This is a genomic window from Streptomyces sp. NPDC046862, assembly GCF_040704615.1.
In the GTDB taxonomy this organism is placed as follows: Bacteria; Actinomycetota; Actinomycetes; order Streptomycetales; family Streptomycetaceae; genus Streptomyces.
The window spans coordinates 1-19,024 of the sequence record NZ_JBEYXP010000073.1; the positions used below are offsets into that span (position 1 = coordinate 1).

19 protein-coding genes are annotated in these 19,024 nt (G+C 71.0%); 5 read left to right on the forward strand and 14 right to left on the reverse strand.

Going from position 1 to position 19,024, the window contains the following annotated elements; translation table 11 throughout:
* Positions 1–196 precede the first annotated feature (196 nt).
* The 8 genes from AB0959_RS47315 to AB0959_RS47350 form a co-directional block, all read right to left on the reverse strand.
* Positions 197–916: a DUF3159 domain-containing protein gene (locus AB0959_RS47315; protein ID WP_366833140.1), complete on the reverse strand. Its 720-nt coding sequence runs from the start codon at positions 914–916 to the stop codon at positions 197–199.
* A 3-nt stretch (positions 917–919) separates the two neighbouring features.
* A complete protein-coding gene (locus AB0959_RS47320; protein ID WP_152777055.1) occupies positions 920–1,321 on the reverse strand; it encodes an OB-fold nucleic acid binding domain-containing protein in 402 nt (133 codons plus the stop codon).
* A 114-nt stretch (positions 1,322–1,435) separates the two neighbouring features.
* The gene (locus tag AB0959_RS47325; RefSeq protein WP_366833141.1) at positions 1,436–2,149 is read right to left on the reverse strand and encodes a response regulator; all 714 of its coding nucleotides are present in this window, start codon (positions 2,147–2,149) and stop codon (positions 1,436–1,438) included.
* Positions 2,146–4,698, reverse strand: coding sequence for a sensor histidine kinase KdpD (locus AB0959_RS47330; RefSeq protein WP_366833142.1), 2,553 nt, complete (start codon positions 4,696–4,698; stop codon positions 2,146–2,148). The genes AB0959_RS47325 and AB0959_RS47330 overlap by 4 nt, the downstream gene beginning before the upstream one ends.
* A gap of 174 nt (positions 4,699–4,872) precedes the next feature.
* Complete coding sequence (locus tag AB0959_RS47335) at positions 4,873–5,553, reverse strand: ABC transporter ATP-binding protein (protein ID WP_366833143.1); 681 nt, start codon at positions 5,551–5,553, stop codon at positions 4,873–4,875.
* A gap of 223 nt (positions 5,554–5,776) precedes the next feature.
* Entirely contained in the window at positions 5,777–6,538 is a 762-nt protein-coding gene (locus AB0959_RS47340; RefSeq protein WP_366833144.1) for a DUF3710 domain-containing protein, read from the reverse strand.
* 1 nt (position 6,539) lies between these two features.
* Positions 6,540–7,064 (reverse strand): dUTP diphosphatase, encoded by a 525-nt coding sequence (gene dut, locus AB0959_RS47345; protein ID WP_366833145.1) that lies wholly within the window; start codon positions 7,062–7,064, stop codon positions 6,540–6,542.
* A complete protein-coding gene (locus AB0959_RS47350; protein ID WP_366833146.1) occupies positions 7,061–7,645 on the reverse strand; it encodes a PaaI family thioesterase in 585 nt (194 codons plus the stop codon). Before AB0959_RS47350 ends, dut begins: the two co-directional genes overlap by 4 nt.
* Positions 7,646–7,822: 177 nt before the next feature.
* Between AB0959_RS47350 and AB0959_RS47355 the strand changes: the two genes are divergently transcribed.
* Entirely contained in the window at positions 7,823–8,284 is a 462-nt protein-coding gene (locus AB0959_RS47355) for a DUF3093 domain-containing protein (protein WP_366833147.1), read from the forward strand.
* A gap of 127 nt (positions 8,285–8,411) precedes the next feature.
* On the opposite strand, the gene AB0959_RS47360 is transcribed toward AB0959_RS47355, so the two are convergent.
* The 4 genes from AB0959_RS47360 to AB0959_RS47375 all read right to left on the reverse strand — a co-directional run bounded on the left by AB0959_RS47360 (position 8,412) and on the right by AB0959_RS47375 (position 12,054).
* Entirely contained in the window at positions 8,412–9,374 is a 963-nt protein-coding gene (locus AB0959_RS47360; RefSeq protein ID WP_366833148.1) for a hypothetical protein, read from the reverse strand.
* A gap of 13 nt (positions 9,375–9,387) precedes the next feature.
* The gene (locus tag AB0959_RS47365; protein ID WP_005481602.1) at positions 9,388–9,684 is read right to left on the reverse strand and encodes a DUF4193 domain-containing protein; all 297 of its coding nucleotides are present in this window, start codon (positions 9,682–9,684) and stop codon (positions 9,388–9,390) included.
* Positions 9,685–10,153: 469 nt separating this feature from the next.
* Entirely contained in the window at positions 10,154–11,395 is a 1,242-nt protein-coding gene (locus tag AB0959_RS47370) for a HAMP domain-containing sensor histidine kinase (RefSeq protein WP_366833149.1), read from the reverse strand.
* 5 nt (positions 11,396–11,400) lie between these two features.
* Positions 11,401–12,054: a response regulator transcription factor gene (locus tag AB0959_RS47375; protein ID WP_181662400.1), complete on the reverse strand. Its 654-nt coding sequence runs from the start codon at positions 12,052–12,054 to the stop codon at positions 11,401–11,403.
* A 415-nt stretch (positions 12,055–12,469) separates the two neighbouring features.
* Here AB0959_RS47375 and AB0959_RS47380 point away from each other — a divergent pair, with 415 nt between their 5' ends.
* Positions 12,470–12,643 carry a hypothetical protein gene (locus AB0959_RS47380; protein ID WP_366833150.1) on the forward strand — a complete coding sequence of 58 codons (174 nt, stop codon included), beginning with the start codon at positions 12,470–12,472 and terminating at the stop codon, positions 12,641–12,643.
* An 82-nt stretch (positions 12,644–12,725) separates the two neighbouring features.
* On the opposite strand, the gene AB0959_RS47385 is transcribed toward AB0959_RS47380, so the two are convergent.
* The gene (locus tag AB0959_RS47385; protein WP_366833151.1) at positions 12,726–13,544 is read right to left on the reverse strand and encodes an inositol monophosphatase family protein; all 819 of its coding nucleotides are present in this window, start codon (positions 13,542–13,544) and stop codon (positions 12,726–12,728) included.
* A gap of 8 nt (positions 13,545–13,552) precedes the next feature.
* Entirely contained in the window at positions 13,553–14,680 is a 1,128-nt protein-coding gene (locus AB0959_RS47390) for a ferrochelatase (protein WP_366833152.1), read from the reverse strand.
* Positions 14,681–14,853: 173 nt separating this feature from the next.
* Between AB0959_RS47390 and AB0959_RS47395 the strand changes: the two genes are divergently transcribed.
* From AB0959_RS47395 to sepH, 3 genes are all read left to right on the forward strand, one after another.
* Positions 14,854–16,110, forward strand: a complete 1,257-nt coding sequence (locus AB0959_RS47395; RefSeq protein WP_366833154.1) for an MFS transporter — start codon at positions 14,854–14,856, stop codon at positions 16,108–16,110.
* The gene (locus AB0959_RS47400) at positions 16,058–17,398 is read left to right on the forward strand and encodes a D-arabinono-1,4-lactone oxidase (protein ID WP_366833156.1); all 1,341 of its coding nucleotides are present in this window, start codon (positions 16,058–16,060) and stop codon (positions 17,396–17,398) included. The genes AB0959_RS47395 and AB0959_RS47400 overlap by 53 nt, the downstream gene beginning before the upstream one ends.
* 461 nt (positions 17,399–17,859) lie before the next feature.
* Positions 17,860–18,891, forward strand: coding sequence for a septation protein SepH (gene sepH / locus AB0959_RS47405; protein ID WP_366833157.1), 1,032 nt, complete (start codon positions 17,860–17,862; stop codon positions 18,889–18,891).
* Positions 18,892–19,024 lie beyond the last annotated feature (133 nt).

Here is a 19,024-nt window from a genome sequence, read left to right on the forward strand (position 1 = left end):
TTGTTGGACCTGGTGTCGGTGGGGCGCGTGGACGCGACGTGCTGAGCGGGGGGTATACGAGATGTGGGGGCGCCGGGATATCCCGGGGCGCCCCCTCATTTTTAGCCCGTCCGGCGTTTGAGGACGAGGCCGTTCAGGCCGACAGCGGGGTCTGGGGGCGCAGCCCCCAGGGACGGCGCCCCCACCCGGGGCGCGCCTACTCGCCGGAGGCCGCAGCAGCCTTCCGCTCCTCCGCCGCGCGCTCCTCCGCCTCCATCTCCGCGAACACGTCGATCGGCGCGGGCGCCTTCGCCAGGAACACCCAGGTGAGCCACACGGCCAGCAGGAACGGCGGGATCTTCAACGCGACCAGCACCCAGCCGAGCTGCGTCGTGTCCGCCCACCAGTACAGCGGGAACAGGATCGCGCACTTGGCGAGCAGGATCAGTCCCCAGGCCCAACTGGCCTTCGCGTACGCCTTCTTGCGGCCGGGGTTACGCGTGCGCCAGGAGAGGTTCTCCTTGAAGACCGGGCCGAGGATCAGACCGAGCAGCGGCACACCCGCGAGCGTCGTGATGATGTACGCGAGGGCCAGGCCCAGCGTGTAGAGCATGCCCGGCAGGTAGAAGTCCTTGGCGTTGCCGGTCATCATCGCGAAGACCACGCCGAAGGCGACACCGAAGACGCCGCTGAAGGCGTGCTTCATGGTGTCCCTCTTCACCAGCCGGACCACGACGAGCAACAGGGAGACGGCGAGGGCCGCGATGGCCGCCGAGTGCAGGTCCTTGTTGATCGTGTAGATCGTGACGAAGAGCAGGCCGGGCACGACCGTCTCGACCATGCCACGGACGCCACCGAACGCCTCGAACAGCGCGGCCTCCGTCACCGCCCTCGAATCCTGCTGGGCGTCTTCGGTCGGCTTGTCGAGCGACGTCACCGGCTACTCCCGTCCGAGCGGTCTCAGTTCGTACTTCGGATTGAACAGCACCCTACGGCCCCGGCTCATCGAGATCCGGCCGGATGCGATCAGCTTGCGCCCCGGCTCTATCCCGACGATGGAGCGCCTGCCGAGCCACACCACGTCCAGGGCGGCCGAACCGTCGAACAGCTCGGCCTCCAGGGCCGGGACTCCGGCCCGCGGACGCAGCGTGACCGTGCGCAAGGTACCAGTAACCGTCACTATCTGTCGGTCGTGACAGTCACAGATGCGCGTACAGCCCTCCGTGTCGGCGGCGTCCTCGCGCAGCTCCTCGGACTCCAGGTCCTCCTGGGACGAGGAGAGCCGGTCGAGCATGCGCCGGAAACGGCCCACCGGCTTTTCGGAGCGAGGAACAGCACTCATACCCGAAAGCCTACCGGGGGCCACCGACACGGTATGAACCCGCACGTTCGCGTGTGCGCTTTCGAGTACCGCATCCCCCCGGGGCCAACCCCCGGACCCCCGGCCGACACCCGCTCACTTCTCGAACCGGTACCCCATCCCCGGCTCCGTGACGAAGTGCTTCGGGTGCGAGGGGTCCGCCTCCAGTTTCCGTCTGAGCTGGGCCATGTAGACCCGGAGGTAGTTCGACTCCGTTCCGTACGACGGCCCCCACACCTCCTGCAGGAGCTGCTTCTGGCTCACCAGGCGGCCGGTGTTGCGGACCAGGACCTCCAGCAGATGCCATTCCGTGGGGGTCAGGCGTACGTCCCTGCCGCCTCTGTTGACCTTCTTCGCGGCGAGGTCGACGGTGAACTCCCCCGTGTCCACCAGCACGTCGTCCCCGCCGCCCCCGGTGGGCTCGGCCCGGCGGACGGCGGCGCGGAGGCGGGCGAGGAGCTCGTCCATGCCGAAGGGCTTGGTCACGTAGTCGTCGGCGCCCGCGTCGAGCGCCTCGACCTTCTCGTCGGAGGAGTGACGGGCGGACAGGACCAGGATCGGCACACGGGTCCAGCCGCGCAGCCCCTTGATCACCTCGACGCCGTCCATGTCGGGCAGGCCGAGGTCCAGGACGACGACGTCGGGGTGGCGGGCGGCGGCGATGCGGAGCGCGGTGGCGCCGTCGTGGGCCGCGTCGGCCTCGTATCCGCGTGCCTTCAGGTTGATCACGAGGGCGCGCACGATCTGCGGTTCGTCGTCGACCACGAGCACCCTCGTGGGGCTCTGGGGAGTCCCCTCAGCCGGGCTCATGAAGCCTGCCTTTCCGGTTCTGCGAGTTCTGCGAGTCGGTCGGGGGCGTGGAGCGTGTCCACGGCCCGGAGGGTGAGCACCATGGTGAGTCCGCCGCCGGGGGTGTCCTCGGCGTTCAGCGTGCCGTCCATCGCCTCGGTGAAACCACGCGCCACGGCGAGGCCCAGGCCGACGCCCGCGCCGCGCGGGGCGTCGCCATAGCGCTGGAACGGCTCGAAGATGCGGTCCTTGGCGTCGTCGGGGACGCCCGGCCCGCGGTCGACCACGCGGAGCTCCACGCGGTCCGCGAGCGCGCTCGCGGCCACCAGGACGCGCACACCGGGCGGGCTGTACTTCACGGCGTTCTCGACGAGGTTGGCGACCGCCCGCTCCAGCAGTCCGGCGTCCACGGCGACCATGGGCAGGCTCTCGGGGACGTCCAGCTCCACACTGCCCTCGGGCACCCCGCCGAGCGCCATCGGCACCACCTCGTCGAGGTCGATCTCCCGGATCAGCGGCGTGACGGTGCCGGTCTGCAGGCGGGACATGTCGAGGAGGTTGCCCACGAGGTGGTCGAGCCGGTCGGCACCGTCCTCGATGCCTTCGAGCAGCTCGGCCTGGTCCTCCTCCGACCACGCCACGTCGTCGGAGCGCAGGGAGGACACGGCGGCCTTGATCGCGGCCAGCGGGGTGCGCAGGTCGTGGCTGACGGCGGCCAGCAGCGCGGTGCGGATGCGGTTGCCCTCGGCCAGCGCGCGGGCCTGCTCGGCCTCGTGCCGGAGCCGCTGACGGTCCAGTACGACGGCGGCCTGCGCGGCGAACGCGGCGAGCACCCGGCGGTCGGACGCGGGCAGGACGCGCCCGGACAGCGCGAGCGCCATGTGGTCGCCCACCGGCATGTCCACGTCGGCGTCCTCCGGACGCTCGACCGGCCGTCCACCGCCCACGCTGCCCGCGCAGGTCCACGGCGCGACGTCGCTCTCGCGCTCCAGCAGGGCCACCGAGTCCATCCCGAAGGTCTCCCGGACGCGTTCCAGCAGCGCCTGAAGACTGGTCTCGCCCCGCAGCACGCTGCCCGCGAGGAACGAGAGGATCTCGGACTCGGCGCGCAGCCGGGCGGCCTGATGGGTGCGGCGGGCCGCCAGGTCGACGACGGAGGCGACCGACACGGCGACACCGACGAAGATCGCGAGGGCGACGATGTGCTTGGGGTCGGCGATGGTCAGCCGGTGCAGGGGCGGCGTGTAGTAGTAGTTCAGCAGCAGTGAGCCGAACGCCGCCGAGGCGAGGGCCGGGTAGAGACCGCCGAGGAGCGCGGCCGCCACGGTCAGCGCCAGGAAGAGCAGCATGTCGTTGGCGAGGCCGAGGTCGACGGTGTTGAGCAGCAGCGCGAGGAGCACCGGGCCGAGCACACCGACCAGCCAGCCCGCGAGGATCCTGGCCCGGCCCAGGCGCGCCCCCCGCGAGACGGGGAGCCCGCGTCCCTTGCCCGCCTCGTCGTGCGTGATCAGGTGGACGTCCAGGTCGGGTCCGGAGTCCCGGGCGACGGTGGCTCCCACTCCGGGTCCGAAGACGTACTGCCAGCTCTTGCGCCGCGACACCCCGAGCACTATCTGGGTGGCGTTGACCCCGCGCGCGAAGTCCAGCAGCGCCATCGGGACGTCGTCCCCGACCACGTGGTGGAAGGTGCCGCCGAGGTCCTCGACGAGGGTGCGCTGGACGGCGAGTTCCTTGGGTGAGGCGGAGGTCAGGCCGTCGCTGCTGGCGATGTAGACGGCCATCACCTCACCGCCGGCCCCCTTCTCGGCCAGCCGCGCGGCCCGGCGGATCAGCGTCCGCCCCTCCGGCCCGCCGGTGAGCCCCACCACGATCCGCTCGCGCGAACCCCAGATCGCCGACACCCGGTGCTCGCTGCGGTACTCGGTCAGGTACTCGTCCACCCGGTCGGCCACCCACAGCAGCGCCAGCTCGCGCAGCGCCGTGAGGTTGCCCGGCCGGAAGTAGTTCGACAGGGCAGCGTCGACCTTGTCCGGCTTGTAGATGTTGCCGTGCGCCATGCGACGGCGCAGCGCCTGCGGGGACATGTCGACGAGTTCGATCTGGTCGGCCCGTCGCACCACCTCGTCGGGGAGGGTCTCGCGCTGCCGTACGCCGGTTATCGACTCGACGACGTCACCGAGGGACTCCAGGTGCTGGATGTTGACGGTCGAGACCACGTCGATACCGGCCGCGAGCAGTTCCTCGACGTCCTGCCAGCGCTTGTCGTTGCGGGAGCCGGGGACGTTGGTGTGGGCGAGCTCGTCGACCAGGGCGACGGCCGGGGCGCGCCGCAGGACGGCGTCGACGTCCATCTCGGTGAAGAGGGCGCCCCGGTGGGCCAGCTCCCGTCTCGGCACCTGCTCCAGGCCGTGCAGCATCACCTCGGTGCGGGGCCGGTCGTGGTGCTCCACGAAGGCGACCACGCAGTCGGTGCCGCGCTCCACGCGTCGGTGCGCCTCGGAGAGCATGGCGTACGTCTTGCCTACGCCCGGTGCCGCACCGAGGTAGATCCGAAGCTTGCCGCGTCCCATGGCCTCATTGTCTTCCCGTCACAGCTGTGCACGCAGCGTCGACCTTACGGCCAACAATCACGACAAAGGGGGTCCCCGTCGGGCCGTGAACGGTCTTTGACGCAACTCTGACGCGGCGATGACCAGGAAGTGTGGCGAAGGCGGGGGCTCGTGGTGACCGGAGCCGCCGAGCCCTCAGTGCTCCACGATCTCCCCGTCCCGCAGTTCCATGACCCGGTCGGCGAGGTCGAGCAGCGTCGCGTCGTGCGTGGCGACCAGCGCGGTGACCCGCTCGCTGCGGACGACGGCGCGCAACAGCTCCATGACGGCGTGGCCGGTCTCGGCGTCGAGCTGACCGGTGGGCTCGTCGGCGATGAGGAGCGAGGGGTTGTTGGCGAGCGCGCGGGCGATGGCCACACGCTGCTGCTGGCCGCCCGACAGCTCGCCGGGCCGCTGCTCGGCGTGGTCGGCGAGACCCACGAGGGAGAGCAGCAGTTCGACGCGTTCCTCCCGCTCTGCGGGCTCGGTCCGGCGCAGTCGCAGGGGCACGCCCACGTTCTCGGCGGCCGTGAGGATGGGGATCAGCCCGAAGGACTGGAACACGAAGCCGACGTGGTCCCTGCGCAGCTCCAGCAGCCCGTTCTCGCCCAGTCCGGACAGGTCGAGCCCGTCGACGGTGATCCGCCCGCCGTCGGGCTCGTCGAGCCCGCCGACGAGGTTCAGCAGGGTGGTCTTCCCCGATCCGGAACGGCCCTTGAGCGCGACGAGCTCACCGCGCGGCACGTCGAAGGAGACGCCGCGCAGCGCGTGCACGGCGGCCGCGCCGCTCCCGTACGAGCGGTGCACGTTCTCGACGCGCACCATCGTGTCCCCCATGGCCCCCAGCCCTCCCCGTCGACCGAACGACCAGTATGGTCACCGGCCACGCGTCGATCAATGGTTCGACCCGCGCCTTCCGGCCGCATCCCGCGCTCTCCGGCCCCCTCCCCTGCTCTCCGGCCCCCTCCCACGCGTTCGGTCTCCCGGAGCCATCGAGAGCCCGGACATGACAATGGGCCGTACCTGTCGGGGTACGGCCCAAGCCACTCGGCGTCTGCGGCTAGCGGACCTCTGTGATCTCCGGTCCGCGCTGCAGCTGGCCCATGCCGCCGGCGAAGCGGGAGCCCTGCTCCTCCTGCTGGACGCCCTCGGGGACCATCTGCGCGTCGTTGGGCAGCTTCAGGACGATCGGGTCGCGCGGGGCCATCGGGCCCTCACCGCGGACGACGACCGTGTCCCGGAAGATCTGCTCCAGCAGACCCGCGGTCCCCGGCTCCACCGCGCCCCGGCCGGAGATCACACCCCGCAGGAACCAGCGCGGCCCGTCCACACCGATGAACCGGACGACCTGGAAGCCGCCCGTCCCGTCCGGCAGCTGCACCGGCACCTGGGCCCGCAACTCCCAGCCCAGCGGGCCCTCGACCTCGTCGATGACACCGCCCTGCTGGGTGATACCGGTGGCGATCTCCTCGCGCACCTCGCCCCAGATGCCCTCGCGCTTGGGCGCGGCGAAGGCCTGCAGCTGCACGGCGCTGTCGCGCAGCACGACGGTCGCCGCGACGATCGCGTCGCCCGCGACCTCGACCCGCAGCTCCATGCCGTCGACCCCGGGCACGAAGATGCCGCCCAGGTCGACGCGGCCCTCGCCGGGCTCGCGCACCTCGGAGCCGTCCCAGGGTCCGTCGGGGCGCGGCTCGGGCTCCAGCCGTACGCGCTCGCGCTCGCCTTCCTCGTCCGCCTCAGTGTCGACGCTGTCGACGACCTGCTCGGCCTCGCCGGCCGCGTCCTCGGCGGCACCCTTCTTCTTGCGACGTCCGAACACGTCACTGTCCTTCCCGGTCGGATACGACCGAAGCGTATCGATTCCCACCCGTGGCCGCCCATGGTCCGCCCACTGCGGCATGACCGCCGGTGGACCCGAAGCCCCCCTCGGCCCGAGCCGAGTCGGGAAGCTCCGCCACCTCCTGGAAGCGCACCTTCTCGACCTGCTGGACGACCAGTTGGGCAATCCGGTCGAAGCGCTCGAACCGCACCGGCTCGTGCGGGTCGAGATTCACCACGATCACCTTGATCTCCCCACGGTACCCGGCATCAACCGTCCCCGGGGCATTCACGAGGGCGACACCGCAGCGGGCCGCGAGACCGGAACGGGCGTGCACGAAGGCCGCGTACCCCTCGGGGAGGGCGATCGACACCCCCGTGGGCAGAACAGCCCGCTCTCCGGGCCCCAGTGCGCGGGCCTCGGTGGTGCGCAGATCCGCGCCCGCGTCACCGGGGTGCGCGTACTCCGGAAGCGGAACCTCCGGGTCGATGCGCCGGATCAGCACGTTCACAGGTGTACGGCTCACGGGTTCACCTCGAAGGCGCGGGCACGCCGTACCTGGTCCGGATCGTCCATGGCGGCCCGGATCTCCTCCGGGCGCCCGTTGTCGACGAAGTGGTCGACGTTCACCTCGATGAAGAGCGCGTCGGCGCGGACGGCGACGGGGCCGTCGGGGCCGCCGATGCGCCCGGTGGCGGTCGAGTAGATCTTCCGCCCGGCCACGGCGACGACCCGGGCCCGGAGGTGCAGCGCGGTGCCGACGGGCACGGGCCGCACGAAGTCCGTCTCGAGCCGCCCGGTCACGGCGATGGTGCGCAGCAGCCAGTTGAGCGAGCCGAGGGTCTCGTCGAGCGCGCTCGCCAGCACACCGCCGTGGGCGAGGCCCGGGGCGCCCTGATGGGCGGGCTGCACGGTGAACTCGGCGGTCAGCGAAACGCCCTCGCCGGCCCTGGCCTCCAGGAGCAGCCCGTGCGGCTGCTCGCCCCCGCACCCGAAGCACTGGTCGTAGTGTGCCCCGAGCAGCTCGCCGGGGGCGGGTGCGTCGGGGTGCCGCACGGGCGCCGAAGCGTCGGCCGGCGGCTTCAGGGCTGCGGAACTACCACTCACAGCCGCAGACCTTACCCGCCCGTCCGCCCCGAACCGGCGCCCTGCCCGAGAGCACCCCGCACGGGCCGCGCCCAGCCGCCCGTCTCTCACCATCGCCTTACCCGGCGGCGCTTCATGCGGGCCGCCCGCCCCACCTGGCAGCACCCACGAGTCGGGCACCGTGCCAAGCTTGTCGCCATGCAGCCCTCCGCGTCGCCGTACGAAGAACGTCTCACCGCGCCCCGCACCTGGTGGCTGATCTGTTTCCTGGTCGGCGTGGCCATGGCCCTGATCCTGCTGCCCTTCGGCACGCTTCCGCTGCTGGGCGGGCTGGTCGGGGGCACGGCGGTCGCCGCGGTCGTCGCCAGTTCGTACGGCTCGGTCCGCATCCGCGTGGTCGGCGGCGCCCTCGTCGCGGGCGAGGCGAAGATCCCGGTGAGCGCACTCGGCGACGCCGAGATCCTGGACCCGGAGGAGGCTCGCGCCTGGCGCACGTACAAGGCCGATACGCGCGCCTTCATGCTCCTGCGCGCCTACATCCCCACGGCTCTGCGCATCCCGGTCACCGACCCGGCCGACCCCACGCCGTATGTGTACCTCTCGACAAGGGAGCCCGAACGCCTGTCAGCGGCCCTGGAAACGGCTCGCGCCAGGGCGTAGGGCGCCGAGGGCGGTACGCCCGGGGTTCTCGTGCGGCGGCGCCTCACGCGGGCCTCTGCGCGGGCACAGAGCCGTTCCAGGCAGTCGTGCGTAGTCGTCGTGGTCCGGCCGCGGGGTGGATCCGCCGTCAGGGGCCGAGCTCCTTGGGGATCTCTCCCACCTGCAGCGGATCGGCCGGCTTCTCCAGCGGCGGCAGTTCGGGCAGCGCGCCCCACGGGACCTGGAGTCTGCGCAGGTCCTTGCGGATGCGCTCGGCGAGGTGCTTGGTGTCGCGGCGGTTCATGACGGCCCCGACGGCCGCTCCCACCATGAACGGCATCAGGTTGGGCAGATTGCGCACGGTGCGCTTCATGATCTGCTGGCGCAGCTCCCGCTTCATCTGGCTGCCCAGCGCGGCGTTGATCGTCGCCGGCTTGGCCACGTCGATCCCGCGCTCTCCGGACCAGGAGCTCAGGTAGGCGGTACTGCGCTGCTTCAGGTTCCCCGGCGGTCGTACGCCGTACACCTCGTGGAGCTCGGCGATCAGCTTCAGCTCGATCGCGGCGACCCCGGTGATCTCGGCGGCCAGTTCCGTGGGCATCGCGGGCGGCACCGGCAGCATCGCGGCGGCCCCGATCCCGGCACCCACCGTGGACGAGGCGTTGGCCGCGCCGGCGACGAGCTTGTCCGCGATCTCCTCCGGCCCGAGGCCGGGGAACTGCCTGCGCAGGGTCGCGAGGTCCCGCACGGGAATCCGCGGCGCTATGTCGATGATGCGGTCGGCGAGCTGCGCCAGGGCCGCCCTGGCCCGGCTGCCGCCCTTGCGGGCGCCGGCCTTGACGCCCTGCGCGACCGCGCCCGCGACGACCGCCGTGCGGCGCCTGGCGACCGGCGCCGGAGAGTCCGCCGGGACCGGAAGGCCCGGCTGCGCGTCCGCTGTGTTCGCGTCCTGGGCGCCCCCCGACGCCGTACCAGACGTACCGTCGAGCGAGGCCGCTCCGGGTTCGGAGGAGCCCCGCCCGTCGTCACGCACGCCGTGAGAGCCGTCCTGCGGCCCTTCGTCCGCTCCCTTGCGGAAGCGGCGCTTCCAAGGTGGGGTCGAGCCAGTCACGGCCGACCCGGCCTCAGTCGCAGTCGCGGCAGATCGGCTGGCCGTTCTTCTCGCGGGCCAGCTGGCTGCGGTGGTGCACCAGGAAGCAACTCATGCAGGTGAACTCGTCCTGCTGCTTCGGCAGCACCCGGACGGCCAACTCCTCGTTCGAGAGGTCGGCGCCCGGCAGCTCGAGGCCTTCGGCGGCCTCGAACTCGTCGACGTCCACCGCTGAGGTCGACTTGTCGTTCCTCCGGGCCTTGAGTTCTTCCAAGCTGTCCGAGTCGACGTCGTCGTCGGTCTTGCGTGGGGTGTCGTAATCCGTTGCCATTGTCGCTCTCCCCCTCTGGGTGTCTAGGTGTCTCCAGCGCACGTAACGCGTGAGAGGCCGGACTTGTGCCCGACCCGAGGCGGAGATTTTGCCTCACATCAAGGTCTGTTACTCAATCGACACCCAACCAGACCCCTCAAGAGTGATCGGCTTGGATGGCGAACGGGACCGTACACGGTCCGAAGGGCGCACTTCAAAGGCGTCTCACCGTGTACTTCCCGTGATCAAGACTACCGAAAACCCGGATTTTCCCGGCTTTCCGACAGTCCGCATGATCACGGAGAGTATATGGCTGGAAATTCGCCCCTGTGATCGATCACACACGATCTTCACTGTTGCGCGCAGGGAAAATTCCGCGCAAAGCGAACACGGTCGTGTGTCGGCGGCATGATCTCAGATCCTCACGGTTTCCCGCACCTCAGGTCGGCCGGATTCTCGTGCCTCCTGAGCCCATGCGGCCACACGCCTCTCACGTCGGCAGAGTGACCCGCATCACGAGCCCCCCTCCCTCGCGCGGCCGGGCGGCGATGTGGCCGCCGTGCGCGCGGGCCACCGAGCGGACGATCGACAGGCCGAGGCCAACGCCCTTGTCGCTCCCGGTGCGCTCGGTACGCAGCCGCCGGAAGGGCTCGAAAAGGTTGTCGATCTCGTACGCGGGGACCACGGGCCCGGTGTTCGTGACCACCAGGACCGCCTGACCGTGCTGGAACTCCGTCGTCACCTCCACCCAGCCGCCTTCCTGCACGTTGTACCGGACGGCGTTCTGGACGAGGTTCAGGGCGATCCGCTCCAGCAGGACGCCATTGCCCTGGACGACCGCCGGAGCACGCTCGCCGCGGATCTCCACGCCCTTGGCCTCCGCCTCGGCGTGCACCTGGTCGATGGCCTGTGAGGCGACCTCCGCCAGGTCCACGGGCTTGCGCTCGACGATCTGGTTGTCGCTGCGGGCGAGCAGCAGCAGGCCCTCGACGAGCTGTTCGCTGCGTTCGTTGGTGGCCAGCAGCGTCCTGCCGAGTTGCTGGAGCTCCGCGGGGGCACCCGGATCGGACAGATGCACCTCCAGGAGCGTGCGGTTGATCGCGAGCGGGGTTCTCAGCTCGTGCGAGGCGTTCCCGACGAACCGCTGCTGGGCCGTGAAGGCTCTCTCCAGGCGTTCGAGCATGTCGTCGAGGGTGTCCGCCAGTTCCTTGAGCTCGTCGTCCGGGCCGTCCAGCTCGATCCGCCGCGACAGGTCGGAGCCCGCCACCGCGCGCGCGGTGCGGGTGATCCGGCCGAGCGGTGTGAGCACCCGGCCCGCCATCGCGTAGCCGAAGGCGAAGGCGATCACGGCGAGGCCCAGCAGGGTCAGCAGGGAGCGGCTGAGCAGACCGTCCAGGGCGTGCTGCTTCAGGGCGTCGTTGCACGCCTTGAGCGCGGCGTTGCGCTGGTCGTCGGTCGTCGCGTCGTTCAGTTCCGGGCAGGTGTCGCTGCGGATCTCGACGCCGCTGCCGGAGATCTGGAACGACTGGCCGCTGCCCTCGTGGATGGCCTGGGCCGCCAGCAGATAGATGATCGACAGCAGCAGGATCCCCGCGATCAGGAACATGCCGCCGTACAGCAGCGTGAGCCTTATGCGGATGGTCGGGCGCAGCCAGGGGAACGGCGGCTCCGGCCCTCTCGGGTCCCAGGTGGGCTTCGGGGGCGCCTTGGGCGGAGCGGGTGTCGTGGCCATCGGGATCAGATCCGGTAACCGGAGCCGGGCACGGTGACGATGACCGGGGGCTCGCCGAGCTTGCGGCGCAGGGTCATCACGGTGACGCGCACGACGTTGGTGAACGGGTCCGTGTTCTCGTCCCAGGCCTTCTCCAGGAGCTGCTCGGCGGAGACGACGGCACCCTCGCTGCGCATCAGCACCTCCAGGACGGCGAACTCCTTGGGCGCGAGCTGGATCTCCTTGCCGTCGCGGAAGACCTCACGGCGGTTGGGGTCGAGCTTGATGCCGGCGCGCTCCAGGACGGGTGGCAGTGGCACGCTCGTCCGGCGCCCCAGGGCGCGCACGCGCGCGGTGAGCTCGCTGAACGCGAACGGCTTGGGGAGATAGTCGTCGGCGCCTATCTCCAGGCCCTCGACACGGTCGCTGACGTCGCCGGAGGCGGTGAGCATCAGCACGCGCGTGGGCATGCCGAGCTCGACGATCTTGCGGCAGACGTCGTCGCCGTGCACGAGCGGCAGGTCGCGGTCGAGGACGACCACGTCGTAGTCGTTGACGCCGATGCGTTCCAGGGCGGCCGCACCGTCGTACACGACGTCGACGGCCATGGCCTCCCGGCGCAGTCCGGTGGCCACCGCATCGGCGAGCAGCTGCTCGTCCTCGACGACGAGTACGCGCACGTCGCTTGTCCTTCCTCTGTCCACCCGCGTAGCGGCCTCTCGGCGCACGCGGGCAGGGTCTTCGTGGGTGTGTGACCTCCATCCTGCCCTTTTCGGCCATAAGTCGGCAGTAAGTCACGGGCGGGGCCACCCGTGAGGGGCCGGGGGTCGAGGGAAGCGAGAAAATCTCGTTCGGTTGAGGTTTCCCCGGAACGGCGCGGGGGGAGGACGGCTTTACACCCCGCGATCACACTCTGCTTGTGCCGCACAACCATGTGGTACGTCACGATCCGCTTTCCGCAGAGCGGGCGTGGGTGTCCGGCACCGTCGCCGCCCAGCACGGGCAGCGCTGGGCATCCACAGGAGACGTGATCGCCCCTTCCGAACGGCACACCCCCGTGCCATCGACCCACGACCCAGGACGAGGGGGCGCAGCATGGACGCTTTCACCGCAGGACTTCTGCAGCGCATAAGGGCAACCGAGTCCGACCTGACGCGGGCTCGCGAGACGGGCGACGACTTCCTCGTGGAGGTCGAGCAGGGCGAGCTCGACGACCTGCACCGCCTCGCTGCCGAACACGGTGTGGAGGTCGGCGCGTCACGCGTCTGATCAGCTCGCCCGAGCGGGGCCCCGGCATCGATCCAGTGCCGGGGCCCCGCTTGGTGTTGCCGCGCGCCGCGCCGTGGGCCCGTCAGTCGTGCCAGGCTCCCAGTGCGTCCAGGCGGGCCTGGAGGGGCTCGAAGAGACCGGGCGGGGCGACGACGGTCAGGTCCGGCGAGAGGGGCTCTCCCGGCCGGCCACCGGTCAGGGCGCCCGCCTCCCGGGCGATGAGGTCGCCCGCCGCGTAGTCCCAGGGGTTCAGTCCGCGCTCGAAGAACCCGTCCATGCGGCCCACGGCCACGTCGCACAGGTCGATCGCGGCCGAGCCCCCGCGCCGGATGTCGCGCACCTGCGGGAGCAGCTCGCGGAGCACCTCGGCCTGCCTGGCCCGGCGGTCGGCCCGGTAGCCGAAGCCGGTGCCCAGGAGGGCCGCCTCCAGGGCGGCGGCGGGCCGCACGCGCGCGGGGCGGTCGTTCAGGTACGCCCCCTCCCCCAGGACGGCCCGGAAGGTCTCGCCCCGCAGCGGGGCGTGGACCACGCCGACGACCGTCTCGCCGTGCAGGCGGGCCGCGATGGACACCGCCCAGCTGGGCAGGCCGTACAGGTAGTTGACGGTGCCGTCGAGCGGGTCGATCACCCACTGGACGCCGCTGCTGCCCTCGGAACTGGCCCCCTCCTCGCCCACCACGCCGTCGTCCGGCCTGCGCTCGGCCAGCAGGCCGGTGATCAGCTTCTCGGAGGCGATGTCCATCTCGGTGACGACGTCGGTGGCGCTGCTCTTGGTGGCGGTCACGCCGAGGTCCTCGGGTCGGCCGTCGCGCAGGAAGGCGCCCGCGCGGGTGGCCGCGTCGAGCGCGACCTCCAGCAGCTCCGTCCGGAGGGGGTCCCGCTGCTCTGACTGGTCGGTCACGATGCTCCTCACGCGTACGGGCTGTCGGCGCCCGCGGCGGCGGGACGGGGGGCGCGGGCCGGGCAGCAGCCCACCGGGCAGAGATGGTGGCTCGGGCCGAGGGCCCCGAGGGCACACGGGGTCACGTCCGTGCCCCGCTCGGTCGCGGCGCGCTCCAGGACGAGGTCGCGGACCGCGGCGGCGAACCGCGGGTCCGCGCCCACGGTGGCCGAGCGGCGCACGGGCAGGCCCAGCTCCTCGGCCTTGGCCCTGGCCTCCGTGTCGAGGTCGTACAGGACCTCCATGTGGTCCGAGACGAACCCGATGGGGGCCATCACGACGGCCGGCACCCCGGCGCCGTGCAGCTCCTCCAGGTGGTCGCAGATGTCGGGCTCCAGCCACGGGATGTGCGGTGCCCCGGAACGCGACTGGTAGACCAGCTGCCAGGGGTGGTCGACGCCGGTCCGCTCGCGCACGGCGTCGGCGATCAGCCGGGCGGTGTCCAGGTGCTCCTCGACGTACGCGCCGCCGTCCCCGTGGTCCTCGACCGGGCCGGAGGTGTCCGCGGACGCGGTCGGGATGGAGTGCGTCGAGAAGGCGATGTGGGCGCCGTCACGTACGTCCTCGGGGAGATCGGCGAGGGATTCCAGGAGGCCGTCGATCATGGGCTCCAGGAAGCCGGGGTGGTTGAAGTAGTGCCGCAGCTTGTCGACCTTCGGCAGCTCCAGACCCTCGGCCTCCAGGGCGGCGAGCGCGTCGGCGAGGTTCTCGCGGTACTGACGGCAGCCCGAGTACGAGGCGTACGCGCTCGTGGCGAGGACCAGGATGCGGCGGCGGCCGTCGTTGACCATCTCGCGCAGGGTGTCCGTCAGGTACGGCGCCCAGTTGCGGTTGCCCCAGTAGACCGGCAGGTCCAGGCCGTGCTCGGCGAAGTCCTTGCGGAGGGCGTCGAGCAGTGCTCTGTTCTGGTCGTTGATGGGGCTGACCCCACCGAACAGGAAGTAGTGCTGCCCCACTTCCTTGAGGCGCTCCTTGGGGATGCCGCGTCCCCGTGTCACGTTCTCCAGGAAGGGGACCACGTCGTCCGGGCCCTCGGGTCCTCCGAACGAGAGGAGCAACAGGGCGTCGTAGGGGGTGGCGTCGCGTGCGTCGGGCATGTCTCCGATCCTGCCACCCACGGGTGACGGCGGAGATCCCGGCCCATGGTCGGGCCGCATATTCGGGTGCGTGAGGATCACCTCTGCCCGTAAGCTGTGTCGGTTGCGTTCGCGCCTTACCGGATCGTCAGATTCCGACGCCCCGGCCCCACGGCAGAATCCCGGAGACCCCCGTGCCGAGCCCCTACCGCGCCCTGTTCGCCGCCCCGGGCAGCAAGGGCTTCTCCGCCGCGGGGTTCCTCGGGCGGATGACGGTGTCGATGATGGGCATCGGCGTGGTCACGATGATCTCCCAGATCACCGGCCGGTACGGGCTCGCGGGCGCGCTGTCGGCGACCATCGCCCTGTCCGCCGCCGTGGCCGGCCCGCAGGTCTCGCGTCTGGTGGACCAGTACGGGCAGCGCCGGGTGCTGCGCCCGGCGGCACTCCTCACGCTGACCGCGGCGGCCGGGCTGCTGTTCGCCACCCATTACGGGTGGCCGGACTGGGTGCTGTACGTCTGCTCGGCGGGCGTCGGCTGCACGCCGAGCGTGGGTGCGATGGTCCGCGCGCGCTGGGCGGCCCTGTACCGGGGCACCCCGCATCTGCACACCGCGTACTCCTTCGAGTCCGTGGTGGACGAGATCTGCTTCATCTTCGGGCCGATCATCTCCATCGGACTGTCCACGGCCTGGTTCCCGGAGGCCGGGCCGCTGCTCGCCGCCGTCTTCCTCGGGGTCGGCGTCTTCTCGCTGACGGCGCAGCGCGCCACCGAGCCCGCACCGCACCCGCGCGAGCATCACGGCGGCGGCGGACGGTCGGCGCTGCGCTCGCCCGGGCTGAGGGTCATGGTGGGCACCTTCGTGGCGACCGGGGCGATCTTCGGAGCCGTCGACGTGGTCACCGTGGCCTTCGCCGAGGAACAGGGCCACAAGGCCGCCGCGAGCCTCGTCCTCGCCGTGTACGCGGCGGGATCCTGCGTCGCGGGGGTCGTCTTCGGGCTCATGCGCTTCGCGGGAGCCCCGGAACGCCGGTGGCTGCTGGGCGTATGCGCCATGGCCGTGAGTATGATCCCCCTCCTACTGGTCGGAAACTTGCCGTTTCTGGCCGTGGCGCTCTTCGTCGCGGGCCTGTCCATCGCACCCACGATGATCACGACGATGTCCCTCATCGAAGAGCACGTACCACGCGCGCAACTGACCGAGGGCATGACCTGGGTGAGCACCGGCCTCGCGGTCGGGGTCGCGCTGGGCGCCTCCGTGTCCGGCTGGGTGATCGACGCCGCCGGCGCGGACGCCGGGTACGGGGTTCCGGCGGTGTCCGGGGTCGCCGCGGTCACGGTCGGTTTCCTGGGGTACCGCCGGCTGCGCAGGCCGGCTGCGCAGCGGGGAGGAGCCCATGAGCAGCACAGCGAGCGGGACGACGAGCAGGAGGAGCGGAGTGTGGCGTAACTGGGCCGGGAACGTCACCGCCCGGCCGGTCCGGGAGGTCACGCCCGCTTCGGTGGAGGAACTGTCCGCGGCCGTACGCGAGGCCGCCGAGGACGGGCTGAGGGTGAAGGCCGTCGGCACCGGGCACTCCTTCACGGCGGCCGCCGCGACCGACGGCGTGTTGATCCGCCCTCAACTGTTGACCGGCATACGCAAGATCGACCGTGATGTCATGACAGTCACCGTCGAGGCCGGCACCCCGCTCAAGCGACTCAATGTGGCTCTCGCCCGCGAGGGACTGTCGCTCACGAACATGGGCGACATCATGGAGCAGACGGTGTCGGGCGCGACCAGCACCGGCACGCACGGCACCGGCCGCGAGTCGGCCTCCATCGCCGCGCAGATCAAGGGACTTGAGCTGGTCACCGCCGACGGCTCGCTCCTCACCTGCTCGGAGAAGGGGACCGATGAAGAACGCGCGGTCTTCGCAGCCGCCCGAATAGGCATCGGCGCGCTGGGCATCGTCACCGCGATCACGTTCGCGGTGGAGCCCGTCTTCCTGCTGACGGCCCGCGAGGAACCGATGGCCTTCGACAGAGTCCTCGCCGAGTTCGACCAACTCTGGGCCGAGAACGAGCACTTCGAGTTCTACTGGTTCCCGCACACCGGCAACACCAACACCAAGCGCAACAACCGCAGCGCGGGCCCCGAGAAGCCCGTCCCCCAGCTCAACGGCTGGTTCGAGGACGAGTTCCTCTCCAACGGCGTTTTCCAGGTGGCCCAGTGGGTCGGCCGGGCCGCTCCCGCCAGCATCCCCGCGATCGCCCAGATCTCCAGCCGCGCCCTGTCCGCACGCACCTACACCGACATTCCCTACAAGGTCTTCACGTCTCCGCGCCGGGTGCGCTTCGTGGAGATGGAGTACGCGGTGCCGCGCGAGGCGCTGGTGGACACACTGCGTGAACTGAAGGCGATGGTCGACCGCTCGCCGCTGCGCGTCAGCTTCCCCGTGGAGGTCCGCACGGCGCCGGCCGACGACATCACGCTCTCCACGGCGTCGGGCCGCGACAGCGCGTACGTCGCCGTCCACATGTTCAAGGGCACCCCCTATCAGGGGTACTTCACCGCGGCCGAGCGGATCTTCACGGCGCACGAGGGACGCCCGCACTGGGGCAAGGTGCACACGCGCGACGCCGACTACTTCTCCGGCGTCTACCCCCGTTTCGGTGAGTTCACCGCGCTGCGTGACCGGCTCGATCCCGATCGCCGCTTCCAGAACGACTACCTGCGGAGGGTGTTGGGCTCCTAGTCGCCCCTCTCATCCCTCCGCCCGCCCGGCCGTACGAGAACGGGACGCACGAGCGAGGCAATTCGTCCCGTTTCCGCAGATTTCACACGGTACGCCGAGCCCCATGGTCACAAAAACGGCGCTTCGCTCAGCCAACTCCCACCCCCTGTGAGAAGTTGGGCGGCGTGCCGATCCACGCAAGTGGCCCGAATGGAGTACTGTTGCGAGCCCTGGATCCGGACTCCCGCCAGGGTGTCCGGGGCCTTAGAGGACCGCCGGGAGGGGGATCGTTGCACAGGGTGATGAAGTTCGTCACTTAGCGTTGCGAAAAGATAACCGTGCCATAACGGCGACCCAGGGCCCACGCCCGACACGCCGGGCAACTCGGCAAGGTTGTGGCAGGCTGCACCCGGGCAGGCCACACTCGACTAGCGGAAGCAGCGACGCACGTGACGTCGGCAGGCACCACCCGGGAGGTCCCCATGCCCGAACTGCGTGTCGTGGCCGTCTCAAATGACGGCACACGGCTGGTGCTGAAGGCTGCCGACGCAACGGAGTACACGCTCCCGATCGACGAACGACTGCGCGCCGCGGTGCGCGGCGACCGTCCGCGCCTCGGCCAGATCGAGATCGAGGTGGAGAGCCATCTCCGCCCCCGTGACATCCAGGCGCGTATACGTGCGGGTGCGTCGGCCGAGGAGGTCGCGCAGCTCGCGGGCATCCCCGTCGACCGCGTACGCCGCTTCGAGGGTCCCGTGCTCGCCGAGCGCGCCTTCATGGCCGAGCGCGCCAGGAAGACTCCGGTCCGGCGTCCCGGCGAGAACTCGGCGGGCCCCCAGCTCGGCGAGGCCGTCCAGGAACGGCTGCTCCTGCGCGGCGCCGAGAAGGACACCGTCCAGTGGGACTCCTGGCGCCGCGACGACGGCACCTGGGAGGTGCTGCTCGTTTACCGGGTCGCGGGTGAGCCGCACTCGGCGATCTGGACGTACGACCCGCCCCGGCGGCTCGTCCAGGCCGTCGACGACGAGGCGCGCTCGCTGATCGGTGAGTCCGACGACCTCGGGACGGCCGAGCCGAGCTTCCCGTTCGTGCCGCGGATCGCCCGGCTGCCGCGGGACCGCCCCCTGGACCGCCCGGCCGAACGGCCCATGCTGCCCGCCCAGGCGTCCGAGCCCGCCGAGGAGAGCACGGACGAGCGCGACTCGCTCACCAGCATCCTGGAGGCCGTGCCCAGCTACCGGGGCGACCTGGTGGTGCCCGAGCGCCCTGCGGACACGCCGCAGGAGGAGCCCGAGCAGGAACCCGAGGCGGAGGAGCCCCCGGCTCCCGCGGCCTCGGCCGGCTCCGCGTACGCGGACGTGCTCATGCCGCGCGCGGTGGCCAGCCATCGCGAGCGCCTGGTCGGCGCCACCGACCGCCAGGCCGAGGCGGACGGCGTCCGCCCGGGCCGACGCGCGGCGGTGCCGAGCTGGGACGAGATCGTGTTCGGTACGAGGCGCAAGAACAAGGACTAGACGGCTGAACACGGACTAGAGGAAGCAGGACCAGAAGAAGCACGGTGAAGGAAGCAGGACCAGTCGACTGGTCACAGGTACGTCCGTGGGGCCCGCATCGTTCAGATGCGGGCCCCACGCCGTGTCCGGCGTC